Annotated in this window: 18 protein-coding genes; 11 read left to right on the forward strand and 7 right to left on the reverse strand. The window is 72.6% G+C overall.

Features of this window, described 5'->3' with window-relative positions; genetic code table 11:
• Window positions 1–3 precede the first annotated feature (3 nt).
• The 4 genes from ACIBVP_RS26255 to ACIBVP_RS26270 are packed head-to-tail and all read left to right on the forward strand — an operon-like array spanning window position 4 to window position 3,644.
• Window positions 4–1,254, forward strand: a complete 1,251-nt coding sequence (locus tag ACIBVP_RS26255; RefSeq protein ID WP_396109306.1) for a M20/M25/M40 family metallo-hydrolase — start codon at window positions 4–6, stop codon at window positions 1,252–1,254.
• Window positions 1,251–2,330, forward strand: a complete 1,080-nt coding sequence (locus tag ACIBVP_RS26260) for an Ldh family oxidoreductase (RefSeq protein ID WP_396108993.1) — start codon at window positions 1,251–1,253, stop codon at window positions 2,328–2,330. The genes ACIBVP_RS26255 and ACIBVP_RS26260 overlap by 4 nt, the downstream gene beginning before the upstream one ends.
• The gene (locus ACIBVP_RS26265; RefSeq protein WP_396108994.1) at window positions 2,327–3,247 is read left to right on the forward strand and encodes a Gfo/Idh/MocA family protein; all 921 of its coding nucleotides are present in this window, start codon (window positions 2,327–2,329) and stop codon (window positions 3,245–3,247) included. Before ACIBVP_RS26260 ends, ACIBVP_RS26265 begins: the two co-directional genes overlap by 4 nt.
• Window positions 3,240–3,644 carry a DUF6917 domain-containing protein gene (locus ACIBVP_RS26270; protein ID WP_396108995.1) on the forward strand — a complete coding sequence of 135 codons (405 nt, stop codon included), beginning with the start codon at window positions 3,240–3,242 and terminating at the stop codon, window positions 3,642–3,644. Before ACIBVP_RS26265 ends, ACIBVP_RS26270 begins: the two co-directional genes overlap by 8 nt.
• A gap of 53 nt (window positions 3,645–3,697) precedes the next feature.
• Here ACIBVP_RS26270 and ACIBVP_RS26275 read toward each other — a convergent pair whose 3' ends face one another.
• The 3 genes from ACIBVP_RS26275 to ACIBVP_RS26285 all read right to left on the reverse strand — a co-directional run bounded on the left by ACIBVP_RS26275 (window position 3,698) and on the right by ACIBVP_RS26285 (window position 5,873).
• The gene (locus tag ACIBVP_RS26275) at window positions 3,698–4,228 is read right to left on the reverse strand and encodes an EF-hand domain-containing protein (RefSeq protein WP_396108996.1); all 531 of its coding nucleotides are present in this window, start codon (window positions 4,226–4,228) and stop codon (window positions 3,698–3,700) included.
• 68 nt (window positions 4,229–4,296) lie between these two features.
• The gene (locus ACIBVP_RS26280; RefSeq protein ID WP_396108997.1) at window positions 4,297–5,562 is read right to left on the reverse strand and encodes a nucleotide sugar dehydrogenase; all 1,266 of its coding nucleotides are present in this window, start codon (window positions 5,560–5,562) and stop codon (window positions 4,297–4,299) included.
• The gene (locus ACIBVP_RS26285; protein ID WP_396108998.1) at window positions 5,559–5,873 is read right to left on the reverse strand and encodes a hypothetical protein; all 315 of its coding nucleotides are present in this window, start codon (window positions 5,871–5,873) and stop codon (window positions 5,559–5,561) included. Before ACIBVP_RS26285 ends, ACIBVP_RS26280 begins: the two co-directional genes overlap by 4 nt.
• 413 nt (window positions 5,874–6,286) lie before the next feature.
• On the opposite strand from ACIBVP_RS26285, the gene ACIBVP_RS26290 reads away from it, so the two are divergent.
• Window positions 6,287–6,598: a hypothetical protein gene (locus ACIBVP_RS26290; RefSeq protein WP_396108999.1), complete on the forward strand. Its 312-nt coding sequence runs from the start codon at window positions 6,287–6,289 to the stop codon at window positions 6,596–6,598.
• 6 nt (window positions 6,599–6,604) lie between these two features.
• Here ACIBVP_RS26290 and ACIBVP_RS26295 read toward each other — a convergent pair whose 3' ends face one another.
• Window positions 6,605–7,330: an SDR family oxidoreductase gene (locus tag ACIBVP_RS26295; RefSeq protein ID WP_396109000.1), complete on the reverse strand. Its 726-nt coding sequence runs from the start codon at window positions 7,328–7,330 to the stop codon at window positions 6,605–6,607.
• Window positions 7,331–7,414: 84 nt separating this feature from the next.
• Between ACIBVP_RS26295 and ACIBVP_RS26300 the strand changes: the two genes are divergently transcribed.
• A complete protein-coding gene (locus ACIBVP_RS26300) occupies window positions 7,415–8,278 on the forward strand; it encodes a LysR family transcriptional regulator (protein ID WP_396109001.1) in 864 nt (287 codons plus the stop codon).
• 209 nt (window positions 8,279–8,487) lie between these two features.
• On the opposite strand, the gene ACIBVP_RS26305 is transcribed toward ACIBVP_RS26300, so the two are convergent.
• The 3 genes from ACIBVP_RS26305 to ACIBVP_RS26315 all read right to left on the reverse strand — a co-directional run bounded on the left by ACIBVP_RS26305 (window position 8,488) and on the right by ACIBVP_RS26315 (window position 12,637).
• Window positions 8,488–9,447: an FAD-binding monooxygenase gene (locus ACIBVP_RS26305; protein WP_396109002.1), complete on the reverse strand. Its 960-nt coding sequence runs from the start codon at window positions 9,445–9,447 to the stop codon at window positions 8,488–8,490.
• Window positions 9,448–9,850: 403 nt separating this feature from the next.
• Window positions 9,851–10,774, reverse strand: a complete 924-nt coding sequence (locus ACIBVP_RS26310) for a hypothetical protein (RefSeq protein WP_396109003.1) — start codon at window positions 10,772–10,774, stop codon at window positions 9,851–9,853.
• 366 nt (window positions 10,775–11,140) lie between these two features.
• Window positions 11,141–12,637 carry a PucR family transcriptional regulator gene (locus tag ACIBVP_RS26315; protein ID WP_396109004.1) on the reverse strand — a complete coding sequence of 499 codons (1,497 nt, stop codon included), beginning with the start codon at window positions 12,635–12,637 and terminating at the stop codon, window positions 11,141–11,143.
• Between the two features lie 102 nt (window positions 12,638–12,739).
• Here ACIBVP_RS26315 and ACIBVP_RS26320 point away from each other — a divergent pair, with 102 nt between their 5' ends.
• The 5 genes from ACIBVP_RS26320 to ACIBVP_RS26340 are packed head-to-tail and all read left to right on the forward strand — an operon-like array spanning window position 12,740 to window position 19,317.
• Window positions 12,740–13,837, forward strand: a complete 1,098-nt coding sequence (locus tag ACIBVP_RS26320) for a DUF917 domain-containing protein (protein WP_396109005.1) — start codon at window positions 12,740–12,742, stop codon at window positions 13,835–13,837.
• The gene (locus ACIBVP_RS26325) at window positions 13,830–15,320 is read left to right on the forward strand and encodes a hydantoinase/oxoprolinase N-terminal domain-containing protein (protein WP_396109006.1); all 1,491 of its coding nucleotides are present in this window, start codon (window positions 13,830–13,832) and stop codon (window positions 15,318–15,320) included. Before ACIBVP_RS26320 ends, ACIBVP_RS26325 begins: the two co-directional genes overlap by 8 nt.
• 4 nt (window positions 15,321–15,324) lie before the next feature.
• On the forward strand, window positions 15,325–16,638 hold the full coding sequence (locus ACIBVP_RS26330; RefSeq protein ID WP_396109007.1) for a purine-cytosine permease family protein: 1,314 nt from the start codon (window positions 15,325–15,327) through the stop codon (window positions 16,636–16,638).
• Window positions 16,638–18,254, forward strand: coding sequence for a hydantoinase/oxoprolinase N-terminal domain-containing protein (locus ACIBVP_RS26335; RefSeq protein ID WP_396109008.1), 1,617 nt, complete (start codon window positions 16,638–16,640; stop codon window positions 18,252–18,254). The genes ACIBVP_RS26330 and ACIBVP_RS26335 overlap by 1 nt, the downstream gene beginning before the upstream one ends.
• Window positions 18,247–19,317: a DUF917 domain-containing protein gene (locus ACIBVP_RS26340; RefSeq protein WP_396109009.1), complete on the forward strand. Its 1,071-nt coding sequence runs from the start codon at window positions 18,247–18,249 to the stop codon at window positions 19,315–19,317. Before ACIBVP_RS26335 ends, ACIBVP_RS26340 begins: the two co-directional genes overlap by 8 nt.
• Window positions 19,318–19,327 lie beyond the last annotated feature (10 nt).

The following is a 19,327-nucleotide window of genomic DNA, read 5'->3' on the forward strand; positions in this document are numbered from 1 at the left end:
ACGCTGCTCGACACCGACCGGGACCTGTTGCTGCGCCTGCTGGCGCTCCCCACCGCCGGACCGCTCGAAGCCGGCCACGACGCACCCGTCCGGTTGTGGGAGGCGCAGCACGAGTACGCGCGGGCCGCCTCGGCGTTCGGCATGACCACCGTGCACCACGCCCCGGTGACCGCCGCCGCGCTCGCCTGCGACGACGTGCCGCTGGCCGTCCGCAGCGCCGCGGCCACACCCGGGTTCCTCGACGCGCAACCCAGCCTCGTTCTCCGCCTCGGCCCCGCGCTGCCCGTGTCGGCCACCGTGATGTTCAACGTGCACCTCGACACGGTCTCCGGCCACGAGCCGGTCACCTTCGACGGCACCCGGTTCACCGGTCGCGGCGCGATCGACGCGAAGGGACCGGCGGTCGCGGTGCTGGCCGGTGTCCGCGCCGCCGCGGCCGCGCACCCGGCGATCGGCCGGGACGTCGCCGTCCTGGTGCAGGCCGTCTCCGGTGAGGAGGGCGGGGCGATGGGCACGATCGGCACCCGTCCGCTGGTGGCGGCGGGCTGGTACGGCCGGCTCAACGTCTTCTGCGAGCCGACGGGCCTGCGGTACCTGCCCCGCGCCACCGCCGCGATGACCGCGTGCGTCCGGGTCGACGGCGACGGCGCGATCGACGACCGCCCGGAGACCGGCCACAACGCCACCGTCCTGCTGGGCTTCCTCGCCCAGCACCTCGGGTACGCGCTGGCCGGGGAGGGCGTGTGCGTGGCGGGCCTGCACACCGGCCGGATGCACAACCGCGTGTACGGCACGGGCAGGCTGCTGCTCAACATCGGTTACGCCACACCGGAGTCCGGCGCACGGCGGGAGCGGGCACTGCGGGCGGCCCTCGACGAGGGGCTCGCCGCGTTCACCGCGCGGTTCGGCGGGGTCCGCGAGTTCGCCCGCACCGCGACCGACGCCACGAAGATCACCACGTTGGAGTGGCACAAGCGCGGCCTGCCGACGCTCACCGGGTGCCCGCCGTGGTGCACCGACCTGTTCGCCGAGGCGGGCATCGCCCGCTGGCCCGCCGACGAACCCGCGTTCACGTGCGACGCGATCTGGCTCCACGACCGGCCCGGCACCGCCACCGTGGTGTTGGGCCCCGGCTCGCTTTCCGACAACAACGCGCACGCGTGCGGTGAGTACGCCGACCTCGCCGACCTCGAACGGTTCGCCGCGGCCGTCACCACCACGCTGCACACCTTCGCCGCGAAAGGACAACCATGATCCGCGTCGCACACCGCGACCTGCTCACGTTCACCACCGCGGTGTTCACCCACCGCGGGCTCCCGCCCGCCAGGGCCGCCGCGGCGGCCGAGGCGCTGTGCCACGGCGACCTCACCGGCACCACCTCCCACGGGCTGGTCAACCTGACCCGCCTGTACCTCCCGCTGTTCGCGGAGTCCAGAGTGGACCCCGCCGCCGACCTCGAGGTGGTGCGCGAGGTCGGCGCGTGCGCGGTCGTGGACGCACACCGGGCGCTCGGGCTGTGGGCGGCGGGCGCCGCCATGGACCTCGCGGTCGACCGCGCCGCGGACCTCGGCGTCGGCCTGGTGAGCGTGCGCGGCGCCACCCACATCGGCTGTGCGGGGCACCACGCCGCCCGCGCCGTCCGGCACGGGATGGTGGGGGTGGTCATGAGCAACTGCGGCCACCAGCGCATCGCCCGCCCACCCGGTGGTGCGCGGCCGATGCTCGGCACGAACCCGCTCAGCGTCGCGGTCCCGGTCGCCTCGGCGCCGCCGTTCGTGCTGGACATGAGCACGACCGTCGTGCCGACCGGCCGGGTCCGCGCCGCGGCCCGCGCCGGCACCCGCGTTCCCGAGGGCTGGCTGGCCGACGACCACGGCGCGCCCGTCACCGACCCGGCCGCGTTCGACCGGGGCGCGGCGCACCTGCGCTGGCTCGGCGGCACCCCCGAGACGGGCGCCCACAAGGGTTTCGGCCTCGCGATCGTCGTGGAGGTGCTGTCCGCGCTGCTGTCCGGCGCGGGGTTCGGGCCGAGCGCCGGTGCCGGCGGCCGGGACGACGACATCGGGGTGTTCGTCATGGCCGTCGCACCGGACCTCCTGCGCCCGGCGGGCACGTTCGCCGCCGACGCCGACGAGTTGTTCACCACCCTGCTCGGCTGTCCACCGCTCGACCCGGCACGGCCCGTGCGCTACCCGGGCCTGCCGGAGGCGGAGACCGCGCGCGAGCACCTCCGCGCCGGGGTGCCGCTGCCCGACGAGCTGTTCGCCGAGCTGTGCGCGGTCGCCGCCGCCGCGGACCTCCCGGCACCGGCGGCCCTGGTGACAGCATGACGCGGCCGCTGCGACTCGGGGTCGTCGGGCTCGGCGTGATCTCCCGGTTCTACCTCTCCGCGATACAGGGCGTGCCATCGGTGCGGCTGGCGTCGGTGTGCGACCAGAGCGAGGCGCGGCTGTCCGCGTACCGCGGCAACGTCGCCTGCTACCGCACCCACCGAGCGATGCTGGCGGGCACCGCGCTCGACGCGGTCGTGGTGGCGGTGCCCAACGACGCGCACTTCGCGGTGTGCCACGACGCGCTGGCCGCCGGGCTGCCGGTGTGTGTGGAGAAACCGCTCGCGCTCACGCTCGAACAGGGCACACGGCTGGTGGCGCTGGCCGCGGAACGCGAACTGCCGCTGTTCACCGCGTTCCACCGCCGGTACAACGACAACGTGCGTGACCTGGCGCACCGGCTCGCCCGGCGGGCCCCGATCGAGTCCGTCCGCGTGCGCTACCTGGAACGGATCGAGGACCACGCGGGCGACGACGCCTGGTACCTGGACGCCACCCGCTGCGGCGGGGGCTGCGTCGCCGACAACGGGCCCAACGCGTTCGATCTCGTGCGGCTGCTGGCGGGTCCCGTCCGGGTCACCGACGCGAAGATCACCCGGGACAGGGCGGGCGTCGACCGCCGGGCGCATGTCGTGCTGCGGTCCGTCGACGGCGCCACCGCGCACGTCGAGCTGGACTGGTCGTACTCGGGCGAGGTCAAGGACGTCGAGGTGCGCCTGACCGACGGCGCCGTGCTGCGGGCCGACATGCTGGCCGGGCACCCGAGGTTCAAGGGCTCGCTGTGGCACGAGTACCACCGGATCGTCGACGAGTTCGCACGGGTCGTGGCCCGCGGCGAGCACGACACCTCCGGCGGGCTGGCCGCACTGTCCCTCGTGGACGAGACGTACCGGCTGGCGGTGGCGGCCGATGCGTGAGGACGGCGCCAAGCGCGCGGTGTCGGGGGTGCTCGTGAAGGTGCTGGTCCACCGCCGCGACGACCGGGGGATGCGCCTCGAGCCGTACGCGAGCCGGTGCGTGCGCCAGGGTGAGCTGCACGAACTGGTCACCACCGACCACACCGGCACCGAGGAGGGCACGCGGATCGACCGCGTCGGCTTCCTCGGGTTCGTCGAGATCGGCACCGCGGGCGTGGTCGACCGCGGTGACGAGCTGTGGCTCGGTGACACCAGGGTCGGCACTGTGCTCGGGTTCGACGCGTGCCACTTCCCCAACCACTACAACATCCTCGTGCACAGCGAACACCCGCGCACGGGTGCGGACCTGCGGCTTCGCCCGGAGCTGCCGGTGCGGTTCCAGCCACGTCCACTGTGACGCGACAAGGCGCGCCCGGCCGCGTCGCCGGGCGCGCCTCTCGCCGTGCCGGGTCAGCGACCGCCGAGCAACCCGATGTCGAGCTTGCCCGCGTGGAAGTCCCGTACCGCGTTGATCAGCTCCTCGACGCTCAGGTGGCCGCTCTGGTCCTTGTCGAGCTGCTGGAACGCCGACCTGGCCTGGCTGTCCGGCACGCCGACGGCCTTGAGCCACCGACCGAACTCCGTCGGGCTCACCTCACCGTCGCCGTCGGTGTCGCAGATGTTGACGATCGCGGTGATCGTCGGGCGCAGCACCCGGTTGAAGCCCGCGTCGCCCTGCCCGAACATCTGGTTCTCGACGTAGTCCACGAACTGGTCTTCCGAGATCTCCTTGCTGCCGACCTTGCGGGACATCTGGTCGAACATGCCGAGGTAGGCGTCCAGCAAAGCGCGGCCCTTCGACGAACTGGGCGGTTCGCCGAACGCCTGGAGAATGCGCGTGGCCTCGGCTTCGTAGTCGCCGCGCTCGATCACCCCGTTCCCGTTCACGTCCCACTTACGAAAACGCTGGCGGAGCCGGTCGTTCTTCACAGCGGTCGTCATGACGGTTTCTCCTTATTCATCAGCGGAACAATTTCATTCATTCACCGGGAATGGCTTCGCGGGCACGATCACAACCTGTGCACACGTTCGCCGAAGGATTTCCCCCGCGTGTCGAACAAGAGCCTGGCCGTGCGCGCGAGCCTGCCGAGGTCGTACGCACGGTGTTCCTGCAACAAAATCGTCAGGTCGGCGGCCGCGACCGCGGGCCACGGTTCCCCCGTCGCGCGCGGGAACCCGGGAAGGTCAACGCGGTACGGATCGTGGTAGCCGACCAGCATGCCGTGGTCCGCCAACCGCTCGGCCACGGCGGCGGCCGGCGACTCCCGCGTGTCGGGCACGTCCTGTTTGTAGGTCACCCCGAGCAGCAGGACCCGCGCGCCACGCACCGGCACTGCGTGCTCGGCCAGCAGCGCCGCCGCCCGCCGCGCAACGTACGCGGGCATGCCCGCGTTCACCGCGTGCGCGGCGTCGAGCACCCCGAACGAGAACCCGGCCGACTCGGCCGTGGCGGCGAGGTACCGCGTGTCCACCGGGATGCAGTGCCCGCCGACGCCTGGGCCCGGGGTGAACGGCGCGAAGCCGAACGGTTTGGTCCCCGCGCAGTGCAGCACGTCCCACACGTCGACGCCGAGCCGGTGGCAGAACGTCGCCACCTCGTTGACCAACGCGATGTTGACGTACCGGTAGGAGTTCTCGAGCAGCTTCGCCAGCTCCGCCTCCCGTGTGCCGCGCGCGACCACCACCGAGTCGACGAACCGGCCGTAGAACGCGGCGCAGTGCTTGGCGCACAACGGGGTGTGGCCGCTGACGATCTTCGGGGTGTTCCGGACGCCGAACCGCCGGTTGCCCGGATCGACCCGCTCCGGCGAGTAGGCGAGGTGGAACTCCTCCCCCGCCGTCCAGCCGGTCGCCCGCTCGATCAGCGGCCGCACCACCTCGTCGGTGGTGCCGGGGGAGGTCGTGGACTCGAGCACGACCAGCGCGCCGATCCGCAGGTGCGCCGCGACCGTCGCGGTCGCCTCCCGCACCGACCCGAGATCCGGCCGTCCACCGGCGTCCAGCCCGGTGGGCACGCAGATGACGACGACGTCGGCGCGAGCGATCACCTCGGGGTCGGTGGTGGGCGTGAAGCCGTTGGCCAGCATCAGTTCCACGTCGCGGTCCGGCACGTCCGACACGTGCGAACGGCCCGCGGCCAGCCCGTCGACGACGCTCTGGCGGACGTCCAGGCCGGCGACCGAGAGGCCTGCCTCGCTCGCCCGCCTGGCGAGCGGCAGACCGGCATGACCGGTGCCGACGACGACCACGTCGAACCGCGTGTCCGGCCGGTTCACACCGAGAAGCTGCCCGTGGCGGGCGGTACGTGCGTGCCGTGGCCCGGGAGCACGGTCAAGCTGGGCGTCAGGCAGAACGGGTCGGCGTAGATCCTGACCTCCGAGTCGGTCCGGTTGGCCAGCAGGTGCGCGGCGGCCGGCAGTTTCACGCACCCGGACGGGTTCTCGTACCGCGTCGTCGGCGCGAGCTCGTGTTCGAACACCAGGACCGTGCCGTTGGCCGCGCGCGTTTCCGCGTTCGCGGTCGCTCCTCCGGCCAACCCCACACAGCTCACGACCGTCACGACAAGCGCCCCGATTCTCCGGCGCATCCCCACCACCTGCTTTCGTAATTCCGGTAAACCGGCTCCGAAATTACCAGCGCCACCCGGGACGCGCGCTCAGCGGAAAGCCGAGTCACCTGACCAGGGATCCGGCGAGCCGATTTCTTACTCCGGTCGGCAATTTCCGCCACGTGCCGCCACCGACGTCCGCGCCACCCGGCCACGTATGCCGTCGAATACGGGTGACCGCCAGGCATATCGCTGCGCAGCGTCACTACACCCCGGCAAACACGGGCGGTGACGCGCCACTGGTTCGAGTGGTTACCAACGGATGACATACGCAGGTCGCGCGCGAATTCGACGGATCGAATTCCGGGGTAAGAATGGAATCACCGCGATGTCGTCGGCGACAATCGTCCACTGTGCTCATCGCGTCGGCACGATCGCCCCGAGGAGAAACCATGTTCAGCACACGCAAGGCACTGTTCACCGTCGCGTCCGCCGCCGTGCTCGCGGCCGGTCTCGCCACGCCCGCGGCGGCCGCGACGGGCGCGGTCATCGCCTACACCCACGACTTCACGCCGCTGGCCGTCTGGGAGGACCCCTCGGGGTGCACCCAGCTGCCCCTCGGCACCCACATCATCTTCAACGAGACCGACGGCCCGATCACCATCTACGGCGACCCGCTGTGCCTGATCCCGCTGGAGCCGATGGCGCAGGTGGCGTCCGGCTACGGCACACACGTCAGCGCGGTCGGCAGCTTCAGCGCCTGACCGGGGTCACCAGGGGACGACGCCCTCGTCGTCGAAGAAGCCGCCGCGCGGCCCGTCGTCGGGCAGGGTGGCGAGCCGGATCGCGATCGCGGCGCCCTGCTCGGGGGTCCGCGGCGCGGCGAAGCCGGTGAAGTCGGTCGCGACATAGCCGGGGCAGCAGGCGTTCACGATGACGTGCGTGTCGGCGAGACGGCGAGCGTACTGGGCCGTGATGCTGTTGAGCATCGACTTCGACGGCGCGTACGCCGCCATGACCGGGCCGGTCCGCAGCGTCAGCGAGCCCATGTTGCTCGACACGTTGACGACACGCGGCGCGTCCGCGCGGCGCAGCAGCGGGAGCATCGCGTTCGTCACCCGGACCACCCCGAACACGTTGGTGTCGAGGACGGTGCGGAGCACGTCGAGGTCGAGCGTCGTCGGGTCCTGCGCGCCACCGTCGGTCCGGCCCGCGATGCCCGCGTTGTTGACGAGCACGTCGAGCCGTCCCGCCGTCCGCGCGATGGTCGCCGCCGCGGCGGCGACGCTCTCGTCGGAGGTGACGTCGAGAGCGACCCCGAACGCGTCGGCGCCCGACGCGCGCAGGCGCTCGACGGCCTCGTCGCGCCGGGCGTCGTCACGCGCCCCCACCGCGACGGTGTTGCCGAGCGCGCCGAGCCCGTGCGCGACGGCGAAGCCGATTCCCTTGTTGGCGCCGGTCACCAGCGCGATCTTCCTGTCGTTCACTCGACCCATGCTCGGCGAGCCGCACCGGCGTTGTCCAAGATCGATTCAGTCAGTTCTGATACTCAGTGGGTATCAGGCGGTAGGCTTCCGTCCGTGCACGATCTCGAGACCCGCGAGCTGCGGTACTTCGTCGCCGTGGCCGAGGAACTGCATTTCGGGCGCGCCGCCGACCGGCTCGGCATCGCGCAGCCGCCACTCTCCCGCGCGATCCGCCTGCTGGAGAAGCGGCTCGGCGTCCGCCTCCTCGACCGCGACCGGCGCGGCGCGGCGCTCACCGACGCCGGCGAGGTGATGCTGCGCGAGGCCAGGGCAGCGCTCGACGCGGTCGCGGCGGTCGCACGCCGGACGCGCCGAGCCGCGCACCCGACACGGCCACTGGTACTCGCGACAAAGGCCGGCGCGTCGCACGAACTGCTGCAGCGCCTCCTCGACGCACTCGCGAACGACCCGGACGCGCCGCCGGTCGAGGTGCTCCTGTGCGAGGTCGGCGAGCAGACACGGCTGCTCCGCGACGGGCACGCCGACGTGGCGCTCATGCACCGCCCGTTCGACGACCTCGCCGGCTTCGACACGAAGGACCTCCACACCGAAGGCCAGGTCGCGATCCTCCCGGCGACGCACCCGCTCGCGACCCACGACCAGCTCACACTGGCCGACGTCGACACCGTGCCGGACCTGCCGATCGCACGCTGGCCCCGCCTGGACGGGTCCTACCCGGACGGCCCCGGCCCGGAGGTCCACACCCAGTCGCAGCTCGCGCAACTCGTGGCGCTGGGCAGAACGCTGCTCGTCATCCCGGCCTCCAGCCGCGCCTGGCAGTGGCCGGAACACATCTCGGTGCCCGTAGTCGACGCACCACCGGTCACCACAGTCATCGCGTGGCCCCCACGCACCCACTCACCAGCGATCGCATCACTGGTCGACACCGCAACCAAACTACGCACCCCCACAACCTGAACACCAACTCGGAACCCACAAACCCCGCGAGTCACGCGCCCACACACACCGAGCCGTCAAGTTCGTGCAGGAACTACCAGAAGCCAGACCAGCACGAACCACACAACTCAACATGCCCGACAACGCGACTCGCGAACCCACAACCCCGCGAGTCACGCGCCCACGCACACCGAGTTGTCAAGTTCGTGCAGGGATTGCCAGGAGCCAGGTCAGCACGAATCGCGCAACTCGGCATGTCCGACAGCGCGACTCGCGGTGTCGGGGAACGAGCCGTCGGCGAACAGGAGACGTGCGGCGGCCGCCCGGCCTGGCGGGGTGCGCAGCAGCCGGAACGCCAACTCGACGGTGGCCGGATTCCCCACCCTGGACAGGATGTCGCGCAACACGAGCCTGCCGCGGAACCGGGCACGCAAGGCCGCGCCGTCGTAGTGCCGCAGCACCGCCGAATCGCCGGTGCGCAGGTAGTCACCGGTGACAGTCGCGGCCAGTCGCGAGAGGCGCAGGCACGGGTCGAGACCACCCGCCGTCAGCGGTGAGACCGCGCCCGCGGCGTCACCGACGAGAAGCCCTTCCGTGGACACGATCCGCCGCAACACGCCACCGACAGGGATCGGCCCGCCGCGGCGGCGCACCGGCCCGGCAGGGGCAGGCGTCGCCGCGAAGCCGTCGCGAAAAGAACGCAGCAGCCGGGGAAGCGGCGCGGCGAGCCGGTCTGGCCGCCCGGCCAGACCGACGTGGGCGTGCGTCCCGTCGTCGACGAGCCAGGCGAGGTAACCGGGCGCGAGCCGGGGGTCGAGCACACAGTGGAACGCGGGCGCTCCTGTGGACTGGACGGGAAACACCTCCTCGGCCCCGACGATCATCCGCCGGTTGACGTCGAGCCCAAGCCTGCGCGCCACGGTGGACCGAGCCCCGTCCGCGCCGATCGTGAAGCGTGCGGTGACACCGCCCACCGGGTACCGAACGCCCAGACGCACCCGCGCCCCCGCCCGCCTGGCCTCGGACAGGGCGTACGCGTAAATCCCCGCCATGTCGGCGACCCGAAACTCGTCACGGTCGCTGGCCAACTCGACCGGCTCCCGCCGAGACGGCGGATAGAGCAGAACCCGCCGCACCGCGGGCCCAAGATGGTGCTCGGGCAAGGCGAAGTCCTCGAGCGTCCGCCGCACGAAGATCCCGGTAGTCCGGATCCCGAGCTCGAGACTGGTCCGCCGCTCACACACCAGAACGTCAAAGCCCTGCAAGGCAAGCAGCCGCGCCACACACAACCACACCGCGAGTCGCGCTCTCAAACACCGCGAGTCGCGCGCCCACGCACACCGAGTTGTCGGTTTCGTGCAGACGCGCGGCGTTGCCCGCGGCTCAAGACCAGCACGAACCCGACAACTCGGTATGTCCGCGAACGCGACTCGCGGTGTTGGCAAGCGCGACTCGCGGGAGTTGCGCACCGCGAGTCGCGCGCTCACGCGCATCGAGTTGTTGGGTTCGTGCAGGCACGGGGGCTTGCGTGAGGGGCGAGATCTGCACGAGACGTGCAACTCGGTGTGGTGGGGAGCGCGACTCGCGGAGGGGTTATGCGTTTGCTCTTTGGAGGCGGGCTTGGGCCTGGGTTTGGAGTGTGGTGCCGCATCGTGGGGGGTCGGCGTGCAGGGCTTCCCAGCGGGCGTTGTGGGCCGCGGGCCACAGGCTGGCTGCCCACGCGATCTCCAGTTCTTCCGTGGTGAACCGGCGACCTCGGAAGTCCTGGTATGCCGTCAGGAACGCGGCGGAGCTCTCCAGCGGGGCCAGGGTCGGTGGGCCGGCGGTGTTGGCGAACTCCCCGCACGCCGCACCCACCAGCGCCGCTTCCGGTTGCCACGCCAGGCTGTCCCAGTCGTGCACCGCCCACAGGTGCCCGTCGCGCCAGCGGAGGTTCTGGCCCTCGAAGTCGGCGTGGCCCAGCACGCACGGCAGGGCGGCGGCCAGCAGTCGCTTGCGGGCCCGCTCGGCGGTCTCGACGACGTACGCGGGCACGGCGCTCTGGTCCCGCTCGTCGAGGACTGGGATGGCGGGCCACAGCCCGGGGTCGGTGTGGTCCCACCGTGCCCAGCGCGGGTTCGGCAACGGCGGCGTGACCGTCACCTCCGTCAGTTCGGCCATCAGCCGGGCGAAGACCGCCGCGTAGCGCACGGCGACCTCCGGTGTGTCGCCGTGCAGTGGTTCGCCGCCGGGCAGGTACTCCTCCGCGTGCACCGCCAGCCCCTCGACGACGACCGCGGGCGTGATCGGCCGCGCACACGGGAAACCCCGCTCCGCCAACCGTGCCTGCGCGGCAAGGCACGACGGCGCCCGGCCCTCGTCCTCCCGCACCTTCACCACGACGTCGCGCCCGCCGGCCAACCGCAGGCCGAACACCGCCGAGATCGACCGCGCCTCGAACAGCACGTCGACCGGCGTGTCCCCCAACCGGTCCACGCACCAGCCCGGCAGCCAGTCGGGCAGATCATCCAACGGCACGGTGACGACTGTGCCACAGGCACGTCATACGCGGCTCGTCATTCGTGCTCGCGGTTCTGGGCCCGCCGGACCGAGCCGTCCAGACGGAAGTACACACCGTGCGAAATTTCGCCCGGCGGCAGGGTCGGCGGCTCGCGTGCCACCGCGGGTATCCGCGATCGCCACCAACACCGCGAGTCGCGCTCTCCAACACCGCGAGTCGCGCTGTCAGACACACCGAGTTGCACATTTCGTGCCGATCTTGCTCCCGGACAAGCCCGCGCTCCTGCACGAAACCGACAACTCGATGTGTGCGAGCGCGCGACTCGCGGTGTTCCAGCGCGCGACTCGCGGTGTTGGAGAGCGTGACTCGCCGTGGCTGGTTGGTCAGCGCATCAGCCACGCCCGGCAGGCCAGTTGGAGTGCGAGCCGCTGCTCGGCGTCGTCGAGGTCGACGTGCAGCAGGGTGGTGATCTTGCGCAGCCGGTAGGCGATCGTCTGCGGGTGCACGTTGAGGTCCTTCGCGGCCTTCGCGGGTGAACCCTGGTGGTCCAAGTAGGACTGCAGGGTGCGGATGGCGTCCGCCGCGGCCTGGCTGCCCAGTTCCGCCAGCGGGGCGAGCATGTCGTCCACCGACGCGCGGGTGGTGTCGGAGGCGTACCACTCGACCAGCATGCGGTTGAGCCCCAGCGCGTCGATCGCGACGACGTCGCGTGCGGGCGTGGACTGGCGGGTCGCCGCGAGTGCCGCCCTGGCGTCGGTGGCCGACGAGCGCAGGCCCTCCGCCCGCCGGTACACGCCGCCGATGCCGCACCGGAGCACGAGTCCGGGGAACCGGTCACGGGCCGCGGCCAGCGCGGTCGTGGCTGCGCGGTGCGCGATGCGTGCGGCCGACGCACCGGGTTTCGTACCGGTGGTGCGCACGAGGAGCACGTCGCCGCCGATCCGGGTGCCGTGCCAGCTGTCGACGGCGTCGGGGCCGCTGTCGGCGAGGACCGCGTCGAGCGCGGTGCTGCCGACCGCCTCGGTCTGGCCGGAGCCCGCCATCCCGGTCGGTTCCGGCAGCGACGACGACAGCTCGAACCGCAGCACCTGGTGCCAGCCGTCGACGGCGAGACCCAGCGCCCTGGCGCGGGCGACGAGTGGGGCGCGTTCCGGTTCCGGTGCGAGGAGCAGCTCACCGAGCAACCTGCCGCGGTCGTGGATCGGGGCGAGGGCCGTCCGCCTGCTGCCCGCCACCGCACGCGCGTAGGCGTCGGCCGCGAGCCGCACCACGATCCGCGCCGCGACGACCCACGCGCCCCGCGCCTCCCTCGGCACCTTGGCGACCACGTAGCCGTCGGCGGCCCCGTCCACCTCGACGAGCGCGGCCGGCTCGGCGCGGTCGGGGTCGCGGACCGCGACGTCGGTGGCGAGGGCTTCGGCCGCGGCGGCCAGGACCGCGTCGGCCGTGGCCGCACCGGCGATCAGGCGACGTGCGCTGTCGACCCGTGCGAGCGCGCTGTCGGTGTCGCCGCCGAGTTCGCGCGCCACGGCGAGCACGAGCGCGGTCGGTTCGGCGTCCGAGGGCGCGACGAGGAGGGCGAGGCCGCACCGGTCGGCGATGCGGCGGGCGGTCGGCTCGACCGCGTCGGCGTCGACGCCGGTGAGGACCACGGCGGCGGCGCCGGTGGCGGCGGTGTCCCGGAGCGCCACGTCGAACTGGTGGCCCTGCGCCTGGACGGCCACCGCGGGCACGACGACCGCCAGGTCGCCGGGACCGAGTGCGCGCAGCTCGGGCAGTCCGGCGACCACGCGCACCGCGCGCACGACACCGGCCGGGTCACCCGCGAGCAGCGCCAGCGCCGAGAGATCGGGCGCGGAGAGGAGTTCGGCGACGCTCACCGCACCAGCGTCGTCCTCGGTTTGTCGTCGCGCGATAAACACGGTCCATTTCCTGTCGCGTGAAGCTAAATACGCTGCGTGACAGGCTACTAACATGGTTTGGTGCACTTCGACAAGGCCAACCTCGCCGCGTTCGCCCGAGGCTGTGACGTCCTCGGCGCCGGTGGTGGTGGGCCCGCGCGGCAGACGTTGCCCACGGCACTGCACGCGGTCGCCGAACACGGCCCGGTGCGCGTGGTGCGGCTGTCCGAACTTCCCGCAGACGAGCTGGTGATGCCGTGCGCGCTGCTCGGCGCGCCTGACGTGTTCGTGGAGCGCATCGGCACCGGCCGCGAGTCGGTCGCCATCCGGCAGCAGGTCGAGGCGCACTTCCGGCGCCCGGTGGCGGCGCTGATGTGCACGGAGGTGGGTGGCAGCAACGGCCCCATGTCGGTCACGTTCGCCGCCCACGCCGGGCTGCCGCTGCTGGACGCCGACGGCATGGGCCGCGCGTTCCCCGGCGTCGAGCAGGTGGCCATGCAGGTCGCCGGGATCACCGCGAGCCCGTCGGTGCTCGCGGACGAGCACGACCGCGTGGTGCTGGTGCGGGCCGAGTCCGGCGAGTGGCTGGAACGCCTGGCGCGCAACGTCGCGACGGCGTTCGGCAACCGCGCGGTGAGCAGCGAGTACGTGATGACCGTCGACCAGGCGGACGGCGCGGTGGTCGACGGGTCGATCACCAGGGCGCTGCGCATCGGCACCGTTCTCGAGGAGGCCGACGGCGCGTCGACGAGGGACGCGGTGGGCCTGCTCGCCGGGGAGTTCGGCGGTGCCCGGCTCGGCGAGTGCCGGGTGACCGGCGTGCACCCGATCAAGAACAGGGCCAGCGCCACGCTCGCCACCAACACCCGCAGGACGATCCTGCTGGAGGGCGTCAACCGCGACGACGGCCGCTGGCTGCGGCTCGAGGCCGGGCACGAGTACCACGCGGTGCTGGAGGACGGCGAGCTGCTGGCGGCGACGCCGGACGTGATCACGCTGTTCGACGTGCACACCGGCGAACCGGTGCCGGTGCCCGAGCTGCGGTACGGGCTGCGGATCGTGGTGCTCGCGCTGCCGAGCCCACCGCTGTGGCGGCGACCGGAAGGGCTGCGGCTCGTCGGGCCACGCGCGTTCGGCCTCGCCCTCGACTACTCCCCCGTCGTGGCCGACCATGTCTGAGCTCACCGGCTACCGGCTCGGGATCGCGGTCGACGGCAACGAGGTCGCGGGCGCGCTCGTGGACGGCCACGGCAACATCGACGCCGTCACCACACGGCGGCTGACGGGAGGTCGCACTCCCGACGAGGCGCTGACCGCCGTGCTGGACCCGTTGCTGGCGCAGCTCGACGGGCGCGGCACGGTCACCGACGTCGACCGCGTCCTGTTCGCGATCACCGAGCTGGACGACCTCGTCGTGGCCCCGGACGCGCGCCCGGACCAGACGTCAGCGTGGACCGGCGGGCACGGCCCGGTCGCGGTGGTCCGGCTCGGCGCCGCGACGACCGCGGTGCCGCCGCTCGCCCTGTGGCCACCGGAGTTCCGCGACCGCGCCGTGTTCGCGGCCACGACGGTGACCGGCGGCGCGCGGCTGGAGGGCACCGATCTCGAACCGTTGGACGAGGCGGGTCTCGCCGCCTTCGCGCGGTCGGTCAGGGGCAGGGTGGAGGCCGTCGCGATCACGGGTGTGTTCGCCACCCTCACCCCCGACCACGAACTGGCCGCCGCCGCGGTGCTGGAGCGGGAGCTCGGCGGCACGGTGCGGATCGTGCTGTCGCACGAGATCGGCGGCAACGGGTTGCTGGAGCGGGAGAACGCGACCGTGCTGCAGGCGGTGATGACACCACCCGCGGGCCGGGACGCGGCCCGGCTGCAGGACGTGATGACCGCGCACGGACTCGGGCACGCGGAGGTCTTCTTCGCCCGCAACGACGGCACGATCATGGCCATCGACTACGCGGCCACGCATCCGCTGGCGCTCTACGGCGGCGCCGCCGCGGCGACGGTCCGCGGCGCGGCGCTGCTCGCCGGTGAGCAGGACGCGCTGGTGGCGCTGACCCGCGCGGACGGCACCGCCCCGGCGATCTGCGCGGTCACGGCCGGGCTGCCGAGGCTGACCTCGGGCCACACGACGATCGCGGGCGTGCCGACGAGCCTGCGCCTGGTCGCGCGGGTGCCGGTCCGGCCGCGCGCGGAGGGGCCGTACGACTCGTGGACGCTGACCGAGGCCATCGACCGCGCGAAGACCGCGCCCGGCGACCTGCCGCTGCTGCTCGGCGGCCCCGGCGCCGACGACCTGGCGGCGATCCTGCCGCCGCACCTGCCCGGCACGGTCAGCGTCCGGTGCCCGCCGTGGGCGCACGCGGCCGCGGCGGTCGGGGTCGCGACCGCGCCCGTCGGCGGCGAGGCCAGCCGGGTGATGGCGGTGCACGGCGACAACGACGTCACGCGGGAGGCCGTGCACGAGGCGGCACGCGCCGCGGCCGTCCACGCGGGCGCCGATCCCCGTTACGCCAGGGCGAAACTCGTCGAGGAGACCCCGTTGAGCTATCTCGCCGAACCCGCCGTCGCGCTCCTGGCGCGGGCGGAAGGCCCGCCCAGATCGGGCATGGCGGGCAGGCGGGCGTCCACCACACCACTACTGGGGGAAAGGAACGGGGTCTGACGCGATGTTGGGTGCCGACGACTACGCGCTGGAACGCGTGCCCGCGCGGGCGCGCTATCCGTGGTGGACCGTTGCCGTGCAACGGTTCGGGCAGCTGTCCGACCTGACCGTGTTCCTCCTCGGCGCCACGCTCGGCGCCGGGATGTCGTTCTGGGGCGCGTTCTGGTCGCTGACGCTCGGCTCGGTGATCCTCGAGCTGGTCGCGATCTTCGCCGGGATCGCGGGCGTCCGGGAAGGACTGTCCACTTCGGTCCTCGCGCGGTGGACCGGGTTCGGCCGGTTCGGCTCCGGCCTGATCGGGCTGGTCGTCGCGACGAGCCTGATCGGCTGGTTCGGCATCCAGAACGCGATCTTCGCCGGGGGCCTGCACGCGCTCGTCGACGGGGTGCCGGTGTGGTTGTGGTCGATCGTGACCGGGCTCGCGGTGACCGCGCTCGTCGTCTACGGGTTCCGGTGGATGGCGTGGATCGCCTACGTCACCGTGCCCGCGTTCCTGGTGCTGGCCGGGTGGTCCATCGTCGGCGAGTTGTCCGAGCACAGCCTCGGCGACCTGCTCGGCACGGCCGGGTTCGGTGAGCCGATGTCCGTCGCGACCGGCGCGACGATCGTGGCCGGGTCCTACATCGCGGGCGCGGTGCTCACGCCGGACATGACCCGGTTCAACCGGTCGACCGGGGACGTGGTGAAGCAGACCGTCGTCTCGATCACCCTCGGCCAGTACGTGCTCGGGCTGGTCGGCGTGATCCTCGCGTACGCGATCCGGTCCGCCGACGTGGTCACGATCTTCGCGGCGACCTCCGGCACGGTCGGGATCATCATCCTCGTGTCGGCGACCGTGAAGATCAACGACTGGAACCTCTACAGCTCCTCGCTCGGTTTCGTGAACACGCTGTCCACTGTGTTCGGTGTGCGCGTGAACCGGGTCGTGGCGACGATCGCGATCGGCGTGCTCGGCACGGGGTTGTCGGCGCTGGGCATCCTGGACCGGTTCGCCGACTTCCTCACGGTGCTCGGTGTCGCGATGCCGCCGATCGCGGGCATCATGGTCGCCGAGTACTTCCTGGTGCGCCGCTGGCGCCCCGCGCTCGACGCGTCCCGCGAGGAGGACAGGCTGCCGGAGACAGAACCCGGCTGGGTGCCCACCACGCTGGTGATCTGGGTCGGTGCCGCCGTGCTGGGCTACTGGACCGAGCAGGTGCAGTTCGGCATCCCCGCGCTCAACTCCCTCGTGGTGGCGGGCCTCGCCTACCTGGTCGTCGGCAAGGCCGGGCTGGTGCGCGGCACCGGGGAACTGACCGTCGAGAAGGGCGCCGACTGATGCGGGTTGGCATCGACGTCGGTGGCACCAACACCGACGCCGTCCTGATCGCGGGCCGTCAGGACGCGGACGTGCGGGTCGTGGCCGCGGTGAAGACGCCCACCACCGCGGACGTGACGACCGGTGTGGTCACCGCGATCGGTGACCTGCTCGCGAAGGCACCGGCGGGGTTCGCGCGCGGCGCGATCACCGCGGTGATGATCGGCACGACGCACTTCACGAACGCCGTGGTGGAGGGCCGCCGCCTGACGCCGACCGCGGTCGTGCGCCTCGGCCTGCCCGCGACCGCGGCGCTGCCGCCGTTGACCGGCTGGCCGGAACGGTTGCGCGCGGCCGTGGGCGACCGCGCCTACCTGTGCCACGGCGGCTACGAGTACGACGGCGCCGAGCTGTCCACTTTGGACCCTGATGAGCTGCGCCGGGTCGCGGCCGACCTCGCCGGGGCCGGGGTGCGGTCGGTCGCCGTGTCGTCGGTGTTCGCGCCGGTGAACGGGGCCATGGAGGACGAGGCGGCGGAGCTGCTGCGCAGCGAGGTGCCCGAGCTGCGGGTGTCGTGCTCGCACGAGTTCGGCCGGATCGGGTTGCTGGAGCGGGAGAACGCGACCGTGCTCAACGCGGCGCTGGCCGACCTGGCCGACGAGTTGGCGGACGCGCTGACCGGTGCGCTCGCCGACGCGGGCATCACCGCGCCGCTGCTGCTCAGCCAGAACGACGGCACGCTCATGGACATCGAGTACGGCAGGCGGTTCCCGGCGGCGACGTTCGCGTCCGGGCCGACGAACTCCACGCGTGGCGCGGGTTTCCTCGCCGGTGTCGCGGACTGCGCCGTGATCGACGTCGGCGGCACCACCACCGACATCGGTGTGCTCGTCGGCGGTTTCCCCCGGGAGACCACGTCGACCACCGAGGTCGCGGGCGTCCGCACGAACTGGCGGATGCCCGACGTGCTGTCGCTGGGCATCGGCGGCGGCAGCCTCGTCCGCGACTTCTCGGACGCGCAGCGGTGCACGGTCGGGCCGGAGAGCGTCGGGTTCGCGCTGAGCAGCAGAGCGCTGGTGTTCGGCGGCGACACGCTCACCCTGACCGACGTGGCCGTCGCCGCGGGGCAGACCCGGGTCGGCACGACCACGGCGCTGGTCCGCCGCTTCGACCACGACCGGGCGCGAGCCGTGCTGGCGGCCGCCGCGGAGCGGATCGCCGACGCCGTGGACCGGATGCGCACCTCCCCCGCACCACTGCCGGCCATCCTCGTCGGCGGCGGCAGCGTCGTGCTGCCCGACACGCTTCCCGGTCTGCCCGACGTGCGGCGCCCGGCGCACGCCGACGTGGCCAACGCGATCGGCGCGGCCATCGCCAAGGTCGGCGGCGAACTCGACCGGGTCGTCCCGATCGCCGACGGCACGCGGACCACGGTGCTCGCCGACCTCAAGGCCGAGGCGGTCGCGCAGGCCGAGGCCGCGGGTGCCCGGCCGGGCAGCGTCGAGATCGTGGAGGTCGACGAGGTGCCGCTCGCCTACCTGCCCGGCGGCGCCACCCGGGTGCGGGTGAAGGCCGTCGGGGACCTCGACCTGGACCGGGTCCGCGCACCGCAACGCGTCGGTGCCGGCCATGCGTGAGATCGACGCGGGGCACCTCGACGACATCGCCCGCGGCGCCGGCATCCTCGGCACCGGTGGCGGCGGCGACCCGTGGCTCGGGAGGCTCCTCGCCGAGGCCGCCATCACCCGGCACAGCCCCGTCACGCTGGTGGACATCGACGAGGTCCCACCCGATGCGGTGGTCGTCCCCGTCTCCATGCTCGGCGCGCCGACGGTGGGCACGGAGAAACTGCCCAACGGCACGGAAACGCTCGCGGCGCTGCGTGCGCTGGAGAAGGCCAGGGGGATCACGGCGACCCACCTCGTGCCCATCGAGATCGGCGGCATGAACTCGACGGTGCCGCTCGCCCTCGCCGCGGAGACCGGGCTGCCGGTCGTCGACGGCGACGCGATGGGCAGGGCGTTCCCCGAGGCGCAGATGGTGTTGCCGACGCTCGCGGGCATCCCGGCCAGCCCGATGGCCGTGGCCGACGACAAGGGCAACACGCTCGTGGTCGACGCGGTTTCCAACCTGTGGGCCGAACGCATCGCCCGCGCGGCCTGCGTGGCCACCGGCTGCTCGGTGTACACCGCGGACACGGTGATGACCGGTGCGCAGCTACCCGACGGGCTGGTCGCGGGCACCATCACGCTCGCGGAACGGCTCGGCGCAGCGGCCCGGAGCGCGCGGGCGTCGCACGCGGACCCGGTCGCGGCGGTCGCGGACCTGGCCGGCGGTGTCCACCTGACCACCGGCAAGGTGACCGACGTGCACCGCGCCACCACCGACGGCTTCGCCCGCGGCGGCGCCACGATCACGGGCACAGGCGCGGACCTGCACCTGTCGTTCCAGAACGAGTACCTCCTGGCGACCCGCGACGACGAGGTGCTGGCGACCACACCGGACCTGATCTGCGTCCTGGCGACCGACACCGGAGAACCGATCACCACCGAGGCACTGCGCTACGGCAACCGGGTGACGGTGCTCGGGCTCCCCTGCGACCCGAGGTGGACGACCCCGGCAGGTCTCGACCTGGTGGGCCCGCGCTACTTCGGCTACGACTGCGACTACCGCCCCCTCCCCACCCCCAAAGCAGAATGACAATCGCTTT

Origin of the sequence: Actinophytocola sp. NPDC049390 (assembly GCF_044466355.1) — a bacterium.
GTDB lineage: Bacteria > Actinomycetota > Actinomycetes > Mycobacteriales > Pseudonocardiaceae > Actinophytocola.